This is a genomic window from Gemmatimonadota bacterium (assembly GCA_016704275.1).
GTDB lineage: Bacteria > Gemmatimonadota > Gemmatimonadetes > Gemmatimonadales > GWC2-71-9 > Palsa-1233.
The window spans coordinates 559,172-575,877 of the sequence record JADJAK010000002.1 but is presented as its reverse complement, the minus strand read 5'-3'; the positions used below and the strand labels follow the sequence as shown (position 1 = coordinate 575,877).

The following is a 16,706-nucleotide window of genomic DNA, read 5'->3' as shown; positions in this document are numbered from 1 at the left end:
GAGAGTTATGCGGAACACGGCAAAATTGGCATTGCTTGTGCTCATCTGCAGGGCAGCGCCGGAATGGGCGCTTGGGAAACGCCCAAACATTGAGTCCCAATTCACGCCCAAGGAGAACCACACCATGCTGTCCACCAACAAGAAGGGCTTCACGCTGATCGAACTGCTCATCGTGGTCGTGATCATCGGCATTCTTGCCGCCATCGCGATTCCGAAGTTCGCGGCCACGAAGGACAAGGCCAAGCTGGCGTCGGTCAAGACCGACCTCCGCAACATCATGACGGCCGAAGAGGCGTACTTCTCTGACGCGTCGGCCGGCTACACGTCGACCCTGGCGACGACCATCTTCGCTCCGTCGGCCGGCAACACCTTCACGGTCACCGGTTCGGCGAGCAGCTACACCGCGACCGTCACCAACGCGTCGATCACGGTCAACCCGAAGTCCTGCACCGTCACGGTTGGCGGCTCTGCGGCGACCGACGGCCAGATCAGCTGCTAAGGATCGGGCACACTTCACCTCTACCACGGTGATCTCGTGACACTTCGGCTCCGCACACGCGGTGGCCAGCCAGCCGAGGGGCAGTCGCTTCTCGGCTGGCGTCGTCAGCGCGCCGGCTTCACGCTCATCGAGTTGCTGATCGTGGTGGTGATCATCGGCCTCCTGGCCGCGATTGCCATCCCGAAGTTCGCGGCGACGAAGGAGCGGGCCTACGTGGCGAAGATGCGGGCGGACTTGCGGAACCTCGCGACGTCGCAGGAAGCCTACTTCGCCGACTTCCGCGCCTATTATGGCGGGACGGTGCCCTCCAGCCAGTTGGTCTACAACCCGTCCCCGGGCGTCTCGGTTACGCTCGCCGTGGGGACGACCGGCTGGGGCGCCACGTCGTCGATCGTCGGTACCGCGAAGACCTGTGCCCTGTACTTCGGGGACGGCGGCCCCTTGGGGGCCGCCACGGTCGAAGGGCTGGTTGCCTGCGATTCGTAGGCTGATCGACCGCTCCATCAGAACGCGCTCCCGAGGTTGGGGGCGCGTTTTTTTTCTCCCCGCCTGACGCCCTGGCTGCGCGATCCTCCGGTTGTCTCTCACCGGAATCCGTCATGCGCCGTGGTGCCTCCCTGCTCGAACTTCTGGTCGCCCTCCTCCTCCTCGAACTCGTCGGCCTCGGTGCCCTCAGTGCGGCGCTCACGGCCGATCGGATCGGTCGTCGCCTCGGGCTGGCGAGCCAGACGGACGCCGAGCGATGGAGCCGTCTCCGCGCTTCCGCGGTGGACCCCGGCTGCGACGACTCGTTGCCGCCGCGGCTCGGCTCGGTGGATTGGCCGGCGGCGACCGATCGGCCGGCGGCCACGGTGCTCGTCCGGTGCGGCCAGTGACGCGCCGGGGCGTGACGCTGGTGGAGCTGTTGCTCGTGCTCTGCCTGCTGGGCATCGTCGGGGTGACGGTGACCGCCATGGTGCTCGGCGCCAGTCGGGTCGCGGCGCGAGCGACAGCCCATCTGGCCGCGGAGCGGACCGCGGTGGTGTCCGCGAGCTTCCTCCGCCATGCGCTGGCCGAGGGGGCCTGGAGCGACGTGACGGTCGCGGTGGATTCGATCGGCGTGGCGCGGCCCGTGGGGGAGGCCGCCCTCTGCGCCGCGGGCGGGACGCACCTCTGGCTGCGGCGCAGCAGCTGGTTTGGTGATCGTGCGCCCGATCCAACCCGCGACCACCTGCGACTCTGGCCCGACAGCGGAACGGTGTCAGCGGACGAGGCGATCACCGACGTGACGGGCGACGTCTGCCCCGACGGCGCGCCGGCGTGGCGCCTCGGGCGGGCGGCGACCACCGCGGTGGGGGGATGGGTCCGCGTCCTCGAGCCGACGACCGTCCGCCGCTATCGCGTCGGGAGCAGCGAGTGGCTCGGGCTGAGCGATGGCAGCGCGCCGGTCCAGCCCTTCGCGGGCCCGTTGCTGGTCGGTGCGTCGCGCTTTGCGCGAATCGGCGGCGCGCTGCAGGTCGATCTCGTCATGCCGGCGGGGACTCGCGGCCTCAGTCTCCCGTTGGGAACGGGGCCGTGAGCGGCCGGAAGGGGCGTCGCGGCGCGGCGTTGCTGCTGGCGCTGATGGTGGTCGTTCTCCTCGGCGGGCTGGCCGCGCTGACGCTGAGTGCGGCCGCGAGTCGGGTCCGCCTGGTCGCGGCGGCGCGTGATGCGGTCGAGGGCGATGCCACCGCGCACCACGCGCTGGCCGAGGCGCGCGTCAACGGGGATGCCGCACTGCGCGCGCTCGCCGACGGGGACTCCGTGGTGCTGGCGGCGGGCACGCCGCTTCCGGCGTGGCAGGTGCGCGTCGATGCGCACCGGCTCGGCAGCATGCTGCAGCTGCTCGCGGTCGCGACGCGCACCGCGGCGGATGGGCGCCTGGCAGCGGCCCGGCGCGCCACTCTCCTCCTTCGGTGGATCGGTGCCGATACTCTGCGAGTGATCAGTCCGTAGCACGTCGGATCGGGGTGTGGCACAGGGAGTGCTACCGATATCCGGGGTCAGGCGGGGTTTCGGCCCCACTTCGGGCAGGTCAGTCAGGGCGTAAGTGGTATGTGGGCAACGGGTTGCTCTACCGGACCTCACTTGACTTCTCGGGGTCCCTGGCAGTACCGTACACCAACCCTCCACCGCACAATCCGGGCTCCTATGGCGCTCTTCCCGCGCGCACGATCCACGGTCGGTCTCGACATTGGCAGCGGCTATATCAAAGCCGTCGTGATCAATCACGGTTCGGGGCAACCCGTCCTTGAGAAGGTTGCGATGGCCCGCGTGCCGGATGACGCGATCGTCGAAGGTGAAGTGATGGACCCCTCGCTGGTCGCCGAGACGGTGCGCAGCCTGCTGGACCGCGCCCAGATCAAGACCCGCGAAGTGGCGGTGGCCGTTGGTGGCCGCGACGTCATCATCAAGAAGATCCTCATGGATCGGATGCGTGATGCGGAAGCCCGCGAAGTCATGCCGTGGGAAGCCGACCAGCACGTCCCCTTCGACAAGGAAAATGTCGAGCTCGACTTCCAGATCCTCGATCCCGACGCCGACGGCCTGCAGATGCAGGTGTTGCTGGTGGCGGCGAAGCGGGAGCTGGTCGAGTCGAAGCTGGTGCTCCTCGCCGAGATCGGCCTGGAAGCCAGCGTGATCGATGTCGAAGCCTTCGCGCTGCACAACGCCTTCGAGCGCAGCTATCCCGAAGCGATGCGCGGTGTGGTGGCGCTGGCGAATGTCGGCCACGAGACCACGACCATCAATCTGCTCGAAGACGGCGTGCCGGTCCTCACCCGCGACTTGCCGGTGGGCGTCCGTCGCCTCCGCGAAGATCTGCAGCGTGAGCGCGGCCTGGCCGCCGACGCCGCCGATCGGGTGGTGCGCGGTGCCGATCTCGATCCGTCGCTGGCGCCGCACGTTGCCAACCGCGGTGAGGAACTGGCGCTCGGCATCGAGCGCGCGGCGGCCTTCCTGCAGACATCCTCGCGGCCCGTCGCCGCGTTGTCGCGACTCTATCTCACCGGCGGCGGTTCGCGCGTTCCCGGCCTCGCCGGGGTTCTCGCCGATCGCCTGCGCATTCCCGTGACCCAGGCGCATCCGCTCGAGCGGCTCTCCGCGGCGCCCGGCGCCTTCGGCGATCTGAACGTCGACGAGATCGCACCCTTGCTGATGCTCCCCGTCGGGCTCGCCCTGCGGACCGCGGACTGAGGAGGCCGGCACCATGATCACTATCAATCTCAAGCCCGGAGTCCGGCGCCAGGTCCAGAAGGGACCGGCGTTCGGTGGGTTGCAGGAACGCCTGAAGGGACTGAGCACCGGCATCAAGGAGCCGTGGCTCGCCTTCGCCGTCGGCAGCTGGGTGGTGGTGCTGCTCGGCCTCGGTGGCTTCTTCCTCGCCACGGGCAGCAAGCTCAGTGCGCTGGAGCCGAAGCTCGAGGCTGCGCGCACCGAACAGAGCCGCTATCAGGGCTTCCTCACCGAGAAGCGCCACGCGGAACGCCAGCGTGACTCGGTGCTCGCCCAGATCGGCACCATCGCCGCCGTCGATCGCGACCGCTACCTCTGGCCGCACATTCTCGACGAAGTCGCCAACGCCGTGCCCGATTACACCTGGCTGGTCGAGGTGTCGCAGGTCGGCACCGGGACGCCGGGCACCACGGCCGACAGCAGTGGCATCGTGGCCCCGCCGCCGGTGGTGCGGATCGTCGGGCTGACCAATGACTTGCAGCACTACACCGCCTTCTTGCGGCAGCTCGAAGCCTCGCCCTGGCTCGCCGACGTGATGCCGATCGATGCGAAGACCGTGGTGATCCAGAATCGCGCGCTGACCCGCTTCACGTTGCAGGCGTCGTATTCGCGGGCCGACAGCACGCACATCCGCACGGTGCCGATCCTCGAATCGGTGGTGAGGTAATCGATGGCCGACACACCGAAGACCACCCCCATCCTGCTGGGCCTGATCGCCCTCGTGGTCGGTTATGCCGGCTGGAGTGGCGACGGACTCAATCTCCTCGGGATCGAGGGATTGCGAGCCCGGAGCGCCCACGCCGCGGCGCTGCAGGACACGCTGACGGGGCTTGAAGCGCAGATCGACACCGCCAAGCGCGACCTCGCCAAGGAGTCCGTCGAGGACGTGAAGAAGCGGGCAGCCGCCTTCAGTTCCTCGCTGCAGATTCTCCGCGCCCTGGTGCCGGAGCAGCGCGAAGTGGCGAACCTGCTCGACGACATCCAGATCCGCGCCAAGGTGCGTGGCGTCAACGTCGCCGACTTCACCGTGCTGCCGACCTCGGAAGGCCCGGCGCCGTTCGACACCTATGCCTATCAGATGGCCGTGATCGGCCGCTACCACCAGGTCGGCTCCTTCCTCACCGACGTCGCCTCGCTGCGGCGGATCATGGTGTCGAGCGACGTGAAGCTGGCGGCCGCGGACATGGCCCGGGCCAAGGCACTCGGCGACACCACGGCGATGATCGAGGCACGCTTCACCATCCGGACCTATGTGAAGGCCAAGGTCGACAGCACCGCCACGGAGGCGCCCGATGCGCAATAAGCCCCTCCTGCTCCTGCTGATGCTGGTGGCCGCGTGTGGTGGTGGCAAGAACCCCACCGAGATCGCCGACTCGACGAATGCCGCCCAGCAGGCGGCGGCCGCCGAGGATGCCTCGGCCACGACCGCGAAGCAGACCGCTGCCGCCAAGCCGGTCGTGAAGGCCGAGCCGATCGTCCTCGACACGGCGGGTCTCGCCGGCGATCACCCGCTGCTGCGCGAATCGTTCGGCTACGACGTTGCGTCCCGCGATCCGTTCCGCGCCGTGATCAGCACCGAAGCACGTGGCCCGGAACTCCCGGACCTCCGCCTCGTCGGCATCATGTACGACGAACGGTCGCCGGCGAACAGCGTCGCGACGTTCCGCGATATCGGCAGCACCAAGCGCTACAACGTTCGCCCCGGCGACCGCATTGGCCGCCTCCTCGTGGCCTCCGTTCAGGCTACGGACGTGGTGCTTCGGATGAACGACTTTGGCACCGTCCGTGAACAGACCTACTCGCTCCGCAAGACGGAGGACGCTCCATGATGACCCGCTCCCTCTCCTGGCTGCTGCTGCCGGCCCTCGTGGCCGCGGCTCCGGCGCCTATCCGCCTCCTTCCCGACGCGGCGGTCACGTCGCTCGCGCTCTCGAGCGGTGGGGGGACAGCGCGACTCGCGATCTCCGTCTCCGGCACGGTGTCGGTGAAGGAATCGACGCTTCCCGATCCGGCCCGCCTGGTGCTCGACGTCCAGGGCGCCAAGGTCAGCGACCTCGGTCGCTACGACGGGCTCAAGCGCGGCCGCGTGGTCGACGTCCGGGTGAATCAGTACACCACGGATGTCGTCCGCATCGTGCTCGAGCTTGATCGCCTGCCGAGCTACACGGTGAATCGCGACGTGCCGGGGGTGATCACCGTCACCTTCGCCGACGAGCCGTTCGCCTCGTGGACGGCCGGACAGGGCGGCGCCAAGAGCGTCACCATCGTGTCGGAGGCGCTGGCCGATGCGGCCGCCCCGCCCGCCGCGACCCGGGCACCGACGCGCGAGCGTCCGGCCGCCGCCTCGTATTCGCAGAGTGGCGACCGCTACGCCAGCGGCCTCACGATCACGCCGCAGGCCGGGCAGCAGGGCCAGGACATGCGCCCGATCTCGGTCACCTACGACAAGACCCCGATCGGCGACGTCCTCAACCAGTTCGCCGTCTTCTCGGGCCGTTCGATCGTGCCGGGGAAGGGCGTGGTCGGCGACGTCACGATGTCGATCATCAACCAGCCCTGGCCGTACGCCTTCGAGGCGGTGCTGGCCCAGCAGGGCCTCTCGGCGATGGAGATGCGCGGCGGGATCATCCGCGTCGACGCGCCGGCCGAACTCGCCAAGCTCGACGCCGTCGAGGTCCTCGACACCCGTCAGAAGCGGCTGAACTATGCCCGCGCCGGCGACGTCGTCAATTCGCTCAAGGCGATGATGCTGAAGGATCGTGGCTCGGTCGTCGCCGATTCGGCCAGCAACTCGCTGATCATCACCGACACGCGCACGCGGATGCCGGGGATCCTCGAGTTCGTCGATCAGCTCGACATCCGGACGCCGCTCGTGGCGATCCAGGCCAAGCTGATCTACGTCGACCGCACCGACCTCCAGCAGCTCGGCCTGAAGTACGACATCGGCACCGCCGATCAGTTCTTCAACAAGCTGGTGTCGCGTCCGGATCCGCTCACCGGGCAGCCGTACAACCCGAACGTGAACGTGGTGAACCTCGGCGGCAGCGCGGTCTCCGCGATCTCCAACGCCGACGCACTCATCTCGGGCTCCGCGCTCGACCTGGTCTTCTCGACCGCGATCGGCGGCTTCTCGGTCACCTCGTTCCTCTCCGCCCTCGAGCGGGTTGAACTGACGGACGTCGAGGCCTCGCCGTTGGTCCACACGCTCGACAACAACGAAGCGACGATCTGGTCCGGTGAAGAAACGCCGGTCCGCGTCATCGACGCCTCGTCGTTCGGCCAGGTCAACCAGGCGCCGCGCGCCAACGTGACCTTCAAGGAGACGGGCATCAAGCTGATCGTCCGCCCCCACGTCACGGCCAACCGGCAGATCTCGATGGAGATCAAGGCCGAGCGGTCGTCGATCCAGCCGCTCGCCGCGGCCGACCTCGGCTTCACGATTCCGAAGCAGTACGCCGAGACCCGCACGCTGGTGAACGATGGCGAGACCGCGATGCTCGGCGGCCTGACCATCACCACGGTGACGCGCAACCGGAACGGGATTCCGCTCCTCTCGGGGCTGCCGTTCATCGGCAACCTCTTCTCCTTCACGGAGAATCGCGAGAACCGCAAGGACCTGATCATCCTGGTCATGCCGCGGATCGTGGACGACGCGCAGAACATCGTCCCCTGAGCCCACGCGGCTCGCGGGACCAGGGCGCCCGGCTTCGGCCGGGCGCCTTGTCGTTTGCCCCCCTCGCGTCGCCACCACCCCCGGGTGTTAGCTTCCCTCCACTATGCCACTGACCTTCCGCACCGCCGGTGAATCGCACGGCAAGGCCCTGCTCGCGCTTGTCGAGGGCGTGCCCGCCGGATTGCCGATCTCCGCCGACGCCGTCGACAAGGACCTCGGCCGCCGCATGCAGGGCCACGGCCGCGGCGCCCGGATGAAGATCGAGCAGGACCGCATCGAGTGGATTTCCGGCGTGCGCGCCGGCGAGACGATCGGTTCGCCGATCGCGATGCTGATCCACAATCGCGACTGGGCCAACTGGGAAGAGGTGATGTCGGCCGAGGGGACGCCCGGGGAGCTGCGGCGCCGCCGCGTGACCCGCCCGCGCCCCGGCCACGCCGATCTCGTCGGCGTCCTCAAGTATGATCGCGTCGACGCGCGCGACATCCTCGAGCGCGCCTCCGCCCGCGAGACCGCGGCGCGCGTTGCCGCGGGTGCCGTCGCACGCCGTCTGCTGGCCGAATTCGGGATCGACATCGGTTCGCATCTCGTCTCGCTCGGCGGCATTCGCGCCACGGTGCCTGCGGTGTTGCCGACGCCGCTCAACGATGCTTCCGATGCCTCGCCGGTGCGCACGCTCGACCCCGTGGCCGGCGCGGCGATGATCGCGCGGATCGACCAGGCCAAGCAGGACGGCGACACTCTCGGCGGCGAGATCGAGGTGGTGGCGCAGGGGCTTCCTGTGGGCCTCGGCTCGCATGTCAGCTGGGATCGCAAGCTCGACGGGCGGCTCGCGGGAATCCTGATGTCGATTCCCGCGGTGAAGGGCGTCGAGATCGGGCTGGGGTTCGAGGCGGCGCGGCGGCCGGGATCGGAGGTTCACGATCCGATCGTGGCCACGATCCCGACACCCAACGACGCGCACGGATCGTCGATGGTGGGCGACGCGTGCCCAACCCCCCCCCCCCCCCCGCCCCCGCCGCCGGCGGCGCCCCCCCCCCCCCCCCCCCCCCCCGCGCCCGGCGCGCCCGGGCCGGGGGGGGGGGTGGTGCGTCCCCACTCGGCAGGCCTGGGCGCGTCGACGGACCCCCGCGCCGGGTTCCGCCGCGTCGGCAACAACGCCGGCGGGCTCGAGGGCGGGATGACGACCGGCGAGCCGCTGGTGGTGCGCGTGGCGATGAAGCCGATCTCGACGCTGATGTCGCCGCTCAAGACGGTGAACCTCGCGACGGGTGGTGAGGCGAACGCGGTGAGTGAGCGGTCCGACGTGACCGCGGTCCCGGCGATGGGGGTGATCGCGGAGGCGCTGGTGGCAATCGTGCTCGCCGATGCGATGATCGAGAAGTTCGGCGGCGATTCGCTCGCGGAGATGCAGCGCAACCACGCCAGCTACCTCGCCTCGGCGGGGGCGCGCTGGGCCGCATTGCGTGATGCCCCGGCGCCGGAGGAGGAGCGCTGAGCACGCCGCGCTCGCTGATCCTGGTGGGCCTTCCGGGGGCGGGGAAGAGCACCGTCGGCCCGCTGGTGGCCGCCGCGCTGGGGGCACGCTGGTCTGACCTCGACGACCTGATCGTCGCCGAGGCGGGACGCACCATTCCAGAGATCTGGGCCGAGGAAGGTGAGGCGGGATTTCGGCTGCGTGAGCGGGCGGCGATGGCGGCGGCCCTGGCCGACGGGCCGCAGGTGATCGCTGCCGGTGGGGGGTGGATTGCCCAGCCCGGCAACCTCCTCGAAGCCGAGCCGTTCGCACTCGTACTATATATGTCGCTGGATCCGGCCGATGCTGCGCGAAGGGTGGCCGCCCAGGGGGGTCGACCGTTGCTGGAGGGACGCGATCCTGATGCGGCGTTGCGGGAGCTGCTGGTCGAGCGGGAACGCTGGTACCGACTGGCCGGCGTCGAGGTTGCCGTGGGGCGTGCGGCCCCTGCTGCCGCCGCCGAATCGATCGTGGTCGCGGCGAGGCAATACGGCGGCTGGTAAGGCGTTGAAAAGACATAACTTGCGGTGATGGCACTTGCCGGAAGGCGACGGGGTGGGGTATTTAGGGGCAGTTAGAGGTCCTTCGACTGCGCGCCCCTTCGGGTCGCTTCGCTCAGGATGACACCGTTTCACGTTTCACGTCTCACGACTTTCCATCAGGCATCCCAATGGCCACTCGCACCACCAAACGCGCCGCCCCCAAGTCCTCCTCCGGAGGGCTGGGCAGTCGTGCGTTGGTGATCGTCGAGTCGCCGACCAAGGCCAAGACGATTCGCGGCTTCCTGCCGGCGGGCTTCACGGTGGCGGCCTCGATGGGCCACGTCCGGGACCTGCCCCGGAAGGCCGCCGAGATTCCGCCGAAGTACAAGGACCAGAAGTGGGCCAAGTACGGCGTGAATGTCGACGAGGGGTTCGAGCCGCTCTACATCGTGACCCCCGACAAGAAGGGCACCATCCGCGAGTTGAAGGAACTGCTCAAGGATGCCGACGTCCTCTACCTCGCGACCGACGAAGACCGCGAGGGGGAGAGCATCTCGTGGCACCTGCTCGAGGTGCTGCAGCCGAAGGTGCCGGTGCATCGGATGGTGTTCCACGAGATCACCAAGGAGGCGATCCTCGACGCGCTCGCCCATCCGCGTGACCTCGACGAGAACCTGGTCCATGCGCAGGAGACCCGACGGATTCTCGATCGGCTCGTCGGCTATACCGTCTCGCCGATTCTCTGGAACAAGGTCGGCGGCAACGGCCTCTCGGCGGGGCGCGTGCAGTCGGTGGCGCTGCGGCTGATCGTCGATCGCGAACGCGAACGGCTCGCCTTCAAGACCGGCTCGTACTGGGACCTCACCGCGACGCTGGCGCACAAGAGCGCCGAGTTCGAGGCGGGCCTCGTCTCGCTGAACGGCAAGCGCCTCGCGACCGGCAAGGACTTCGACGAACAGACCGGCCGGATTGCCGAGGGGAAGGACGTCCTTCTGCTCGACGAGGCGCAGGCCGGCGCGCTGGTGGCCCGGCTCAAGGATGCGCCGTGGCGCGTCGAGTCGGTCGAGGAGACGCCGCGCACGTTGCGCCCGTATGCACCGTTCACGACGTCGACGCTGCAGCAGGAAGCCAACCGCAAGCTGCGCTTCGGCGCGCGGCGGACGATGCAGGTGGCGCAGAAGCTGTACGAGAACGGCTACATCACCTACATGCGAACCGACTCGACGGCACTGTCGGATCAGGCGATCCAGGCCGCGCGCGCCAACGTGACGCGCCTCTACGGCGACGAGTACCTCCCGCCCGCCCCGCGCGTCTATGCCAACAAGGTGGCCAACGCGCAGGAAGCGCACGAGGCGATCCGCCCCGCCGGCTCCTCCTTCCGCACGCCGGAAGAGACGCGCTTGGGCGGCGAAGAACTCGCGCTCTACTCCCTCATCTGGAAGCGCACCGTCGCCTCGCAGATGAAGGACGCCAAGAAGACCAGCACGACCGCCGAGATCGTCGTCGGCGAGGCACGGTTCAAGGCGAGCGGCATTCGCACCGACTTCCCCGGCTTCCTCCGCGCGTATGTCGAAGGCTCCGACGACCCGGATGCGGCGCTCGAGGATCGCGACAATCCCTTGCCGCCGCTGAAGGTCGGTGACGCGCCGACCTGCACCGAGCTCGAGCCGGTCGGCCACGAGACCAAGCCGCCGGCGCGCTACACCGAAGCGTCGCTGGTGAAGGCGCTCGAAGAGAACGGCATCGGCCGTCCGTCGACCTACGCCTCGATCCTGGGCACCATCCAGGAGCGCGGCTACGTCGTGGCCCAGGGGCAGGCCCTGGTGCCGACCTTCACCGGCTTTGCCGTGAGCGACTTCCTCGTGCGGCACTTCTCCGAGTTGGTCGACCTCGCCTTCACGCGGAAGATGGAAGGGCGGCTCGACGACATCGCCGGCGGCGACGAGTCGTGGCGCGAGTATCTCGGCCAGTTCTACTCGGGACCGAAAGGCCTCGCGGCGCAGGTCGAAGAGAAGGCCAAGCTGCCGTCGAACGAGGGCCGCACGATCGCCCTCGACGGGGTGGAAGGGATCGTGCGGATCGGCCGCTTCGGCGCGTACATCGAGCGTGAGCTCGACGGGCAGATGGTGAAGGCCAACCTGCCGGCCGACGCGACGCCGGCCGACCTCGATCCGGAACGGATCGAGCAGTTGCTGCGGCAGCGCGCTGAAGGACCCGCGTCGCTCGGTTCGCATCCCGACAACGGCGAGTCGATCTATCTGCTCGACGGGCAGTACGGCCCGTACGTGCAGCTCGGTCAGCAGGTCGAAGGGAGCAAGGAGAAGCCGAAGCGCGCGTCGCTGCCGAAGGGCGTGACGCCGCCGCAGGTGACGCTTGAGATGGCCGTCGGGCTCCTCGCGCTGCCGCGTCTGCTCGGCAACCACCCGGTCAGCGGCCGTCCGGTGAAGGCTGGTCTCGGCCGCTTCGGCCCCTACATCCTGCACGACCTCGGCAAGGGCGAGGCGGAGTTCCGCTCGCTCAAGGCCGGCGATGACGTCCTCACGGTGCAGCTCGATCGCGCGGTGGCGCTGCTCGCCGAACCGAAGCTCGGCCGCGGTGGGCGCGCGGCGGCAACCCCGATCCGCGAAATCGGGGCGCACCCGACTGACGGCAAGCCGGTGCAGCTCTTCGAAGGGAAGTACGGCCCCTATGTGAAGCACGGTGACTTGAATGCCTCGGTGCCGAAGGGCGTCGACCCGATGACGTTCGCGCTCGACGCGGCGGTGGAGCTGATCGCCGAAAAGGGGAAGGCGCCGAAGAGCCTCAAGGCGAAGGGGCGCACCGGCGCCAAGAAAGCGGCGCCCCGCAAGAAGGCTGCGAAGAAGTCCGCGAAGAAGAGCGCGAAGAAGACGGCCAAGAAGGCCACATGAAGGCGACCATCATCGGTGGCGGGCTCGCGGGCTGCGAAGCGGCCCTCGCGCTGGCCGCACGCGACGTGGATGTCACCCTGGTCGAGATGCGGCCGGTGGTGAAGACTGCCGCGCACCAGACCGACCGCCTCGGCGAGCTGGTCTGCAGCAACTCCTTCAAGTCGATCGAGCTGCAGAACGCGCACGGCCTTCTCAAGCAGGAGCTGCGCGACCTGGGCTCGCAGCTGTTGCCCTGCGCCGACGAAGCGCGCGTTCCCGGCGGCGCCGCGCTCGCGGTCGACCGCGAGGTCTTCTCGCAGCTGGTCGATGCGCGCGTCAAGGCGTCGAGTCGGATCACCGTGGTGCGCGAGGAAGCGACGGCGCTGCCCGAGGTCGGCATCGTGGCGACCGGCCCGCTCACCTCCGACGCGCTGGCCACGGCGATCAGCACGCGCCTCGGCACCGGCGCGCTGGCGTTCTTCGATGCGATCGCGCCGATCGTCTCGCATGACTCCCTCGACCACAGCCAGCTCTACGCGCTCAGTCGCTGGGGGAAGGGCGACGGCGACGACTACCTGAATGCCCCGATGGACAAGGCGATGTACGAGGCGTTCATCGACGCGCTGGTGGCGGGCGACCAGTTCCAGGGCCACGCCTTCGACGAGGTGCCGTACTTCGAAGGCTGCCTGCCGGTCGAGGAGATGGCGAAGCGCGGCCGCGAAACGCTGCGCTTCGGGCCGATGAAGCCGATCGGGCTGCACGATCCGCGGACCAATCGCGAGCCGTATGCGGTGGTGCAGTTCCGGCGCGAGGACAAGGCGGGGCAGATGTGGAACCTCGTCGGGTTCCAGACGCGGCTACGGATCCCTGAGCAGCAGAAGGTCTTCCGCACCATTCCGGGGATGGCCGAGGCGGAATTCCTCCGCTATGGCTCGATCCACCGGAACAGCTACCTCAATGCGCCGGCGGCGCTCGGCCCCGCGTTGCAGGTGAAGGATGGCGCCGCGCTCTTCTTCGCGGGGCAACTCACCGGCGTCGAGGGATACACCGAGTCGCTGGCGACCGGCATCTTGTGCGGGATCAACCTGGCGCGGGTGCTCCATGGCGAGGCGCCGAGCGTGCCGCCGCCGAGCACGATGCTGGGCGGGTTGCTGCGCTACCTGCAGGAGGCGGAGCCGGCGCACTTCCAACCGATGAACGCCAACTTCGGCCTCCTCGATCCGATCGAGGGGCGTGCGACGAAGGTGGAGCGGAAGGCGCGGGCGGTGGAGCGCGCGCGGCAGGACTTTGCGGCATGGCGGTCCACCCTGTGAGAGTGCCCCTGGTGCGCGAGTTCCTCGAGCACCTGGAGAAGGCGCGTGACCAATCGCCCAACACCCTCGTCGCCTACGGCCGCGACCTCGACGCCTTCACCGAATTCCTGACGCGCCGCGCGGCTGGGGCGGCGTGGAGCTTCGAAAAGGTCGACCGCCTCGCGCTCCGCGGCTTCCTCGGCGAACTCGAACGCCGCGGCCTGGCTCGGCGCTCGGCCGCCCGCACCCTCTCCGCGATCCGCTCCTTCTACAAGTGGCTCCACGTCCACCACGACGTCGACATCCCCGCGATCCGCGCGGCGAAGTTGCCGCGCCTGGAGAAGCGGCTGCCGGGTTATCTGCTGCAGGAGCAGATCACCCGGCTCTTTGCGTTTGCCGAGGAGCAGGCGGCGTCGGGCGAACTCGACGACGTGCGCGACCTCGCGATGCTGGAGCTCTTCTATTCGTCGGGGCTGCGGCTCTCGGAGCTGCGTGGGTTGGACCTGGATCGGCTCGACTTGCTCAGCGATCAGGTCAAGGTCGTCGGCAAGGGGCGCAAGGAGCGGATCGTCCCGCTGGGTGCGCGCGCGTCACGAGCGCTGCGGCAATACCTGAACCTGCGCGAGACCGTGATCCGCCTGCCGGGTGCCGACAAACCGGCGGTGTTTGTTGGGCGGCGCGGCAAGCGGCTCTCGCCGGTCACCATCCAGCGGCGGATGCACCGCTTCTACGACGCGATCGGCGCCGACGGGATGGTGACGCACTCGATGCGGCACACCTTTGCCACGCACTTGCTGGATGGCGGCGCCGACCTGCGCGCGGTGCAGGAGCTGCTCGGCCATGCCTCGCTCAGCACGACGCAGATCTACACGCATACGTCGGTGGAGCGGTTGAAGCAGGTGTATCGGGATGCGCATCCGAGAGGGAAGACGGTGAGGGGTGAGGGGTGAGGGGTGCCACAGGGTTGTCATCCTGAGCGAAGCGACGGCATGACCCGCCCTGCCGCTCGCAGTCGCTCCGGCGCGCTCGGCCCGGTTGGGAAGCTGCTCGGACGCAGCAGCAGCCAACCGGCCGGCGTCGCCCCGTCGGGCCACTGCTTGATCTCGGGGACGGCGAGTGCTTCGCCGGCCATGCGGGCGTAGTAGCGGAGCGGCAGGGCAGTGAAGCCGTCGAAGACGTAGATGGGCTGCCGAGGCGCGCGAGTCAGCAGCGTCTCCGTCACGGTGCGCCAAGGCAGTCGCCAGGTTGCCGGGGTGAAGGCACCCCACGCGGAGAGGGCGAGGACGGCCGCGGTGGAGAGCGCGGCACCGCGATGCGGCGTGTCACTCCATTCGCCGATCAGCAACGCCAGCGGCACCACAGCGCCAATCAGGTAGCGCGGGTCCCAGAGCCCGACGCCGAAGACCAGCCCGCCGGCGAGGATGGCCACTGGCGGGGCGACGACCAGCAGGGCGAGATCGCGCTGGGCCGGCGTGCGCACGGCGTTCGCGAGGAGCAGCCAGCCAAGCAGTGCGGCGACGGCCATCGCGATCGCTGGCGTGCGATCGGCGAGCATCGTGCCGGGGAGGAGCAGCGCATCGTGGAGCGTGGGCGGATGGCTCCACGCGAGCTGGATGCCGACGGTGCTGCGAGATTTGGCGGCGAGTGCGACGGCCCAGGGGATCGCCGCGAGCACGGCGGCGCCACCGACCAGCAGACCATCGCGCCAGCGACCCCGACGGGCGAGGATCAGGACCACCGCGAGGACACTCGGCCAGGCGAAGTAGTGGGTCCAGGTGGCCGCGACTGCCGCGGCGACCAGGATGGCGCGATCGGCCGGCCGATGGCCCTCGGGCGTCGTGAGGCGGCGCACGGCCCCGATGGCGAGCGCCAGCAGCGTCACCAGCAGGATGTTCCCCCGCAACTCGGCGCCGGCCTCGAAGACGATCGGCGAGACCGCCACGGCGAGGGCAGTCACGGCACGGCCCCTCGGTGACAGCGCGGCCGCGGCCCACCAGCTGGCGAGGATCGCGGCGACGTAGAGACCGAGGGGGAGGAGGCGGAGCGCGGCCGGGGTCGGCTCGACCAGCTTGAGCCAGCCCCAGAGGGTCAGATAGAAGAGCGGAGGGTGGACCCGGTCGGCCACGGCCGACGCCCAGAGCTGGGGGAGGTCGCCCAAAGCCGTGAATACCGAGTAAAGTTCGTCATACCAGAGGTCGTAACGGAGCAGGGTCGCCGCGCGGAGCGCCATGGCGCCGACGATCAGCACCACCACGAGGACGGGCCAGAGACGATGCTGACGACTTTTCACGGTACGACAATCCTAGCCGTCCGGAAGGATGGCCGCTTGGCCCTGGGCGGCGACGGCCAGGTCTCGATCGGCGACACGATCATGAAGGGACACGCCGTGAAGGTCCGGGCGCTCAAGGGCGGGCGAATCCTCGCCGGCTTCGCAGGGTCGGTGGCCGACGCCCTGACGCTCTTCGAGCGCTTCGAGGAGAAGTTCGACCGCTACCCCGGCAACCTGACCCGCGCGGCGACGGAGCTGGCCAAGGATTGGCGCAGCGATCGCTACCTGCGCCGGCTCGAGGCGCTGCTGGTCGTCGCCGATCTCGACCACGTCTTCCTGCTCAGCGGGACCGGCGAACTGATCGAGCCCGACGACGGTATCCTCGCTGTCGGCTCCGGTGGCACTTACGCCCTCGCCGCCGCCCGCGCCCTCCTCCCCGACGAGCGCCTCTCGGCGCGGCAGATCGTCGAGCGGAGTCTGGGGATTGCAGCGGAGATCTGCGTGTATACGAATACGAGTCTGACGATTTTGGAGTTGCCGCAGTAGCGACTGCGAACGGCGAGAGGCGAACGGCGAACTGCTGACTCGTGTCATCCTGAGCGAAGCCGGGCCCCCGGTATTGTCATCCTGAGCGAAGCCGGGCCCCCGGTGTTGTCATCCTGAGCGGAGCCCGCGAAGCGGGCGGAGTCGAAGGACCTCTTACCCATTCGCAACGAAGCAGGTCCTTCGACTGCGCGTCGGCTGCGCCGCCGCTCCGCTCAGGATAACACCTGCCCTCGCTGCTCGCCGTTCGCTGTTCGCCGTTCGCCGTTCGCCCCGAGGCTAGATTCCCCGC

17 protein-coding genes are annotated in these 16,706 nt (G+C 69.0%); 16 read left to right on the top strand and 1 reads right to left on the bottom strand.

What is annotated here, in order from left to right; genetic code table 11:
• Positions 1 to 124: 124 nt before the first annotated feature.
• From IPG05_06495 to IPG05_06425, 15 genes are all read left to right on the top strand, one after another.
• Positions 125 to 499: a prepilin-type N-terminal cleavage/methylation domain-containing protein gene (locus tag IPG05_06495; GenBank protein ID MBK6494736.1), complete on the top strand. Its 375-nt coding sequence runs from the start codon at positions 125 to 127 to the stop codon at positions 497 to 499.
• Between the two features lie 36 nt (positions 500 to 535).
• Positions 536 to 985 (top strand): prepilin-type N-terminal cleavage/methylation domain-containing protein, encoded by a 450-nt coding sequence (locus tag IPG05_06490; GenBank protein ID MBK6494735.1) that lies wholly within the window; start codon positions 536 to 538, stop codon positions 983 to 985.
• Between the two features lie 113 nt (positions 986 to 1,098).
• On the top strand, positions 1,099 to 1,374 hold the full coding sequence (locus IPG05_06485) for a hypothetical protein (GenBank protein MBK6494734.1): 276 nt from the start codon (positions 1,099 to 1,101) through the stop codon (positions 1,372 to 1,374).
• Positions 1,371 to 2,057 carry a hypothetical protein gene (locus tag IPG05_06480; protein MBK6494733.1) on the top strand — a complete coding sequence of 229 codons (687 nt, stop codon included), beginning with the start codon at positions 1,371 to 1,373 and terminating at the stop codon, positions 2,055 to 2,057. The genes IPG05_06485 and IPG05_06480 overlap by 4 nt, the downstream gene beginning before the upstream one ends.
• Positions 2,054 to 2,473, top strand: a complete 420-nt coding sequence (locus tag IPG05_06475; protein MBK6494732.1) for a hypothetical protein — start codon at positions 2,054 to 2,056, stop codon at positions 2,471 to 2,473. The genes IPG05_06480 and IPG05_06475 overlap by 4 nt, the downstream gene beginning before the upstream one ends.
• A gap of 195 nt (positions 2,474 to 2,668) precedes the next feature.
• Entirely contained in the window at positions 2,669 to 3,712 is a 1,044-nt protein-coding gene (gene pilM, locus IPG05_06470; GenBank protein MBK6494731.1) for a type IV pilus assembly protein PilM, read from the top strand.
• Positions 3,713 to 3,725: 13 nt separating this feature from the next.
• On the top strand, positions 3,726 to 4,418 hold the full coding sequence (locus IPG05_06465; GenBank protein ID MBK6494730.1) for a PilN domain-containing protein: 693 nt from the start codon (positions 3,726 to 3,728) through the stop codon (positions 4,416 to 4,418).
• A gap of 3 nt (positions 4,419 to 4,421) precedes the next feature.
• Positions 4,422 to 5,054 carry a type 4a pilus biogenesis protein PilO gene (gene pilO, locus IPG05_06460; GenBank protein MBK6494729.1) on the top strand — a complete coding sequence of 211 codons (633 nt, stop codon included), beginning with the start codon at positions 4,422 to 4,424 and terminating at the stop codon, positions 5,052 to 5,054.
• The gene (locus IPG05_06455; protein ID MBK6494728.1) at positions 5,044 to 5,580 is read left to right on the top strand and encodes a hypothetical protein; all 537 of its coding nucleotides are present in this window, start codon (positions 5,044 to 5,046) and stop codon (positions 5,578 to 5,580) included. Before pilO ends, IPG05_06455 begins: the two co-directional genes overlap by 11 nt.
• Entirely contained in the window at positions 5,577 to 7,424 is a 1,848-nt protein-coding gene (locus IPG05_06450) for an AMIN domain-containing protein (protein MBK6494727.1), read from the top strand. The genes IPG05_06455 and IPG05_06450 overlap by 4 nt, the downstream gene beginning before the upstream one ends.
• Before the next feature lie 103 nt (positions 7,425 to 7,527).
• The gene (gene aroC, locus IPG05_06445; GenBank protein ID MBK6494726.1) at positions 7,528 to 8,922 is read left to right on the top strand and encodes a chorismate synthase; all 1,395 of its coding nucleotides are present in this window, start codon (positions 7,528 to 7,530) and stop codon (positions 8,920 to 8,922) included.
• 23 nt (positions 8,923 to 8,945) lie between these two features.
• Positions 8,946 to 9,443, top strand: coding sequence for a shikimate kinase (locus IPG05_06440; GenBank protein ID MBK6494725.1), 498 nt, complete (start codon positions 8,946 to 8,948; stop codon positions 9,441 to 9,443).
• A gap of 167 nt (positions 9,444 to 9,610) precedes the next feature.
• Positions 9,611 to 12,331, top strand: coding sequence for a type I DNA topoisomerase (gene topA, locus IPG05_06435; GenBank protein ID MBK6494724.1), 2,721 nt, complete (start codon positions 9,611 to 9,613; stop codon positions 12,329 to 12,331).
• Entirely contained in the window at positions 12,328 to 13,623 is a 1,296-nt protein-coding gene (gene trmFO, locus IPG05_06430) for a methylenetetrahydrofolate--tRNA-(uracil(54)-C(5))-methyltransferase (FADH(2)-oxidizing) TrmFO (GenBank protein MBK6494723.1), read from the top strand. The genes topA and trmFO overlap by 4 nt, the downstream gene beginning before the upstream one ends.
• A gap of 11 nt (positions 13,624 to 13,634) precedes the next feature.
• Positions 13,635 to 14,552: a tyrosine recombinase XerC gene (locus IPG05_06425; GenBank protein MBK6494722.1), complete on the top strand. Its 918-nt coding sequence runs from the start codon at positions 13,635 to 13,637 to the stop codon at positions 14,550 to 14,552.
• Between the two features lie 17 nt (positions 14,553 to 14,569).
• Here IPG05_06425 and IPG05_06420 read toward each other — a convergent pair whose 3' ends face one another.
• A complete protein-coding gene (locus IPG05_06420) occupies positions 14,570 to 15,892 on the bottom strand; it encodes a glycosyltransferase family 39 protein (protein MBK6494721.1) in 1,323 nt (440 codons plus the stop codon).
• On the opposite strand from IPG05_06420, the gene hslV reads away from it, so the two are divergent.
• Complete coding sequence (hslV, locus tag IPG05_06415; GenBank protein MBK6494720.1) at positions 15,875 to 16,417, top strand: ATP-dependent protease subunit HslV; 543 nt, start codon at positions 15,875 to 15,877, stop codon at positions 16,415 to 16,417. The genes IPG05_06420 and hslV overlap by 18 nt on opposite strands.
• The last annotated feature ends 289 nt before the right edge of the window (positions 16,418 to 16,706 follow it).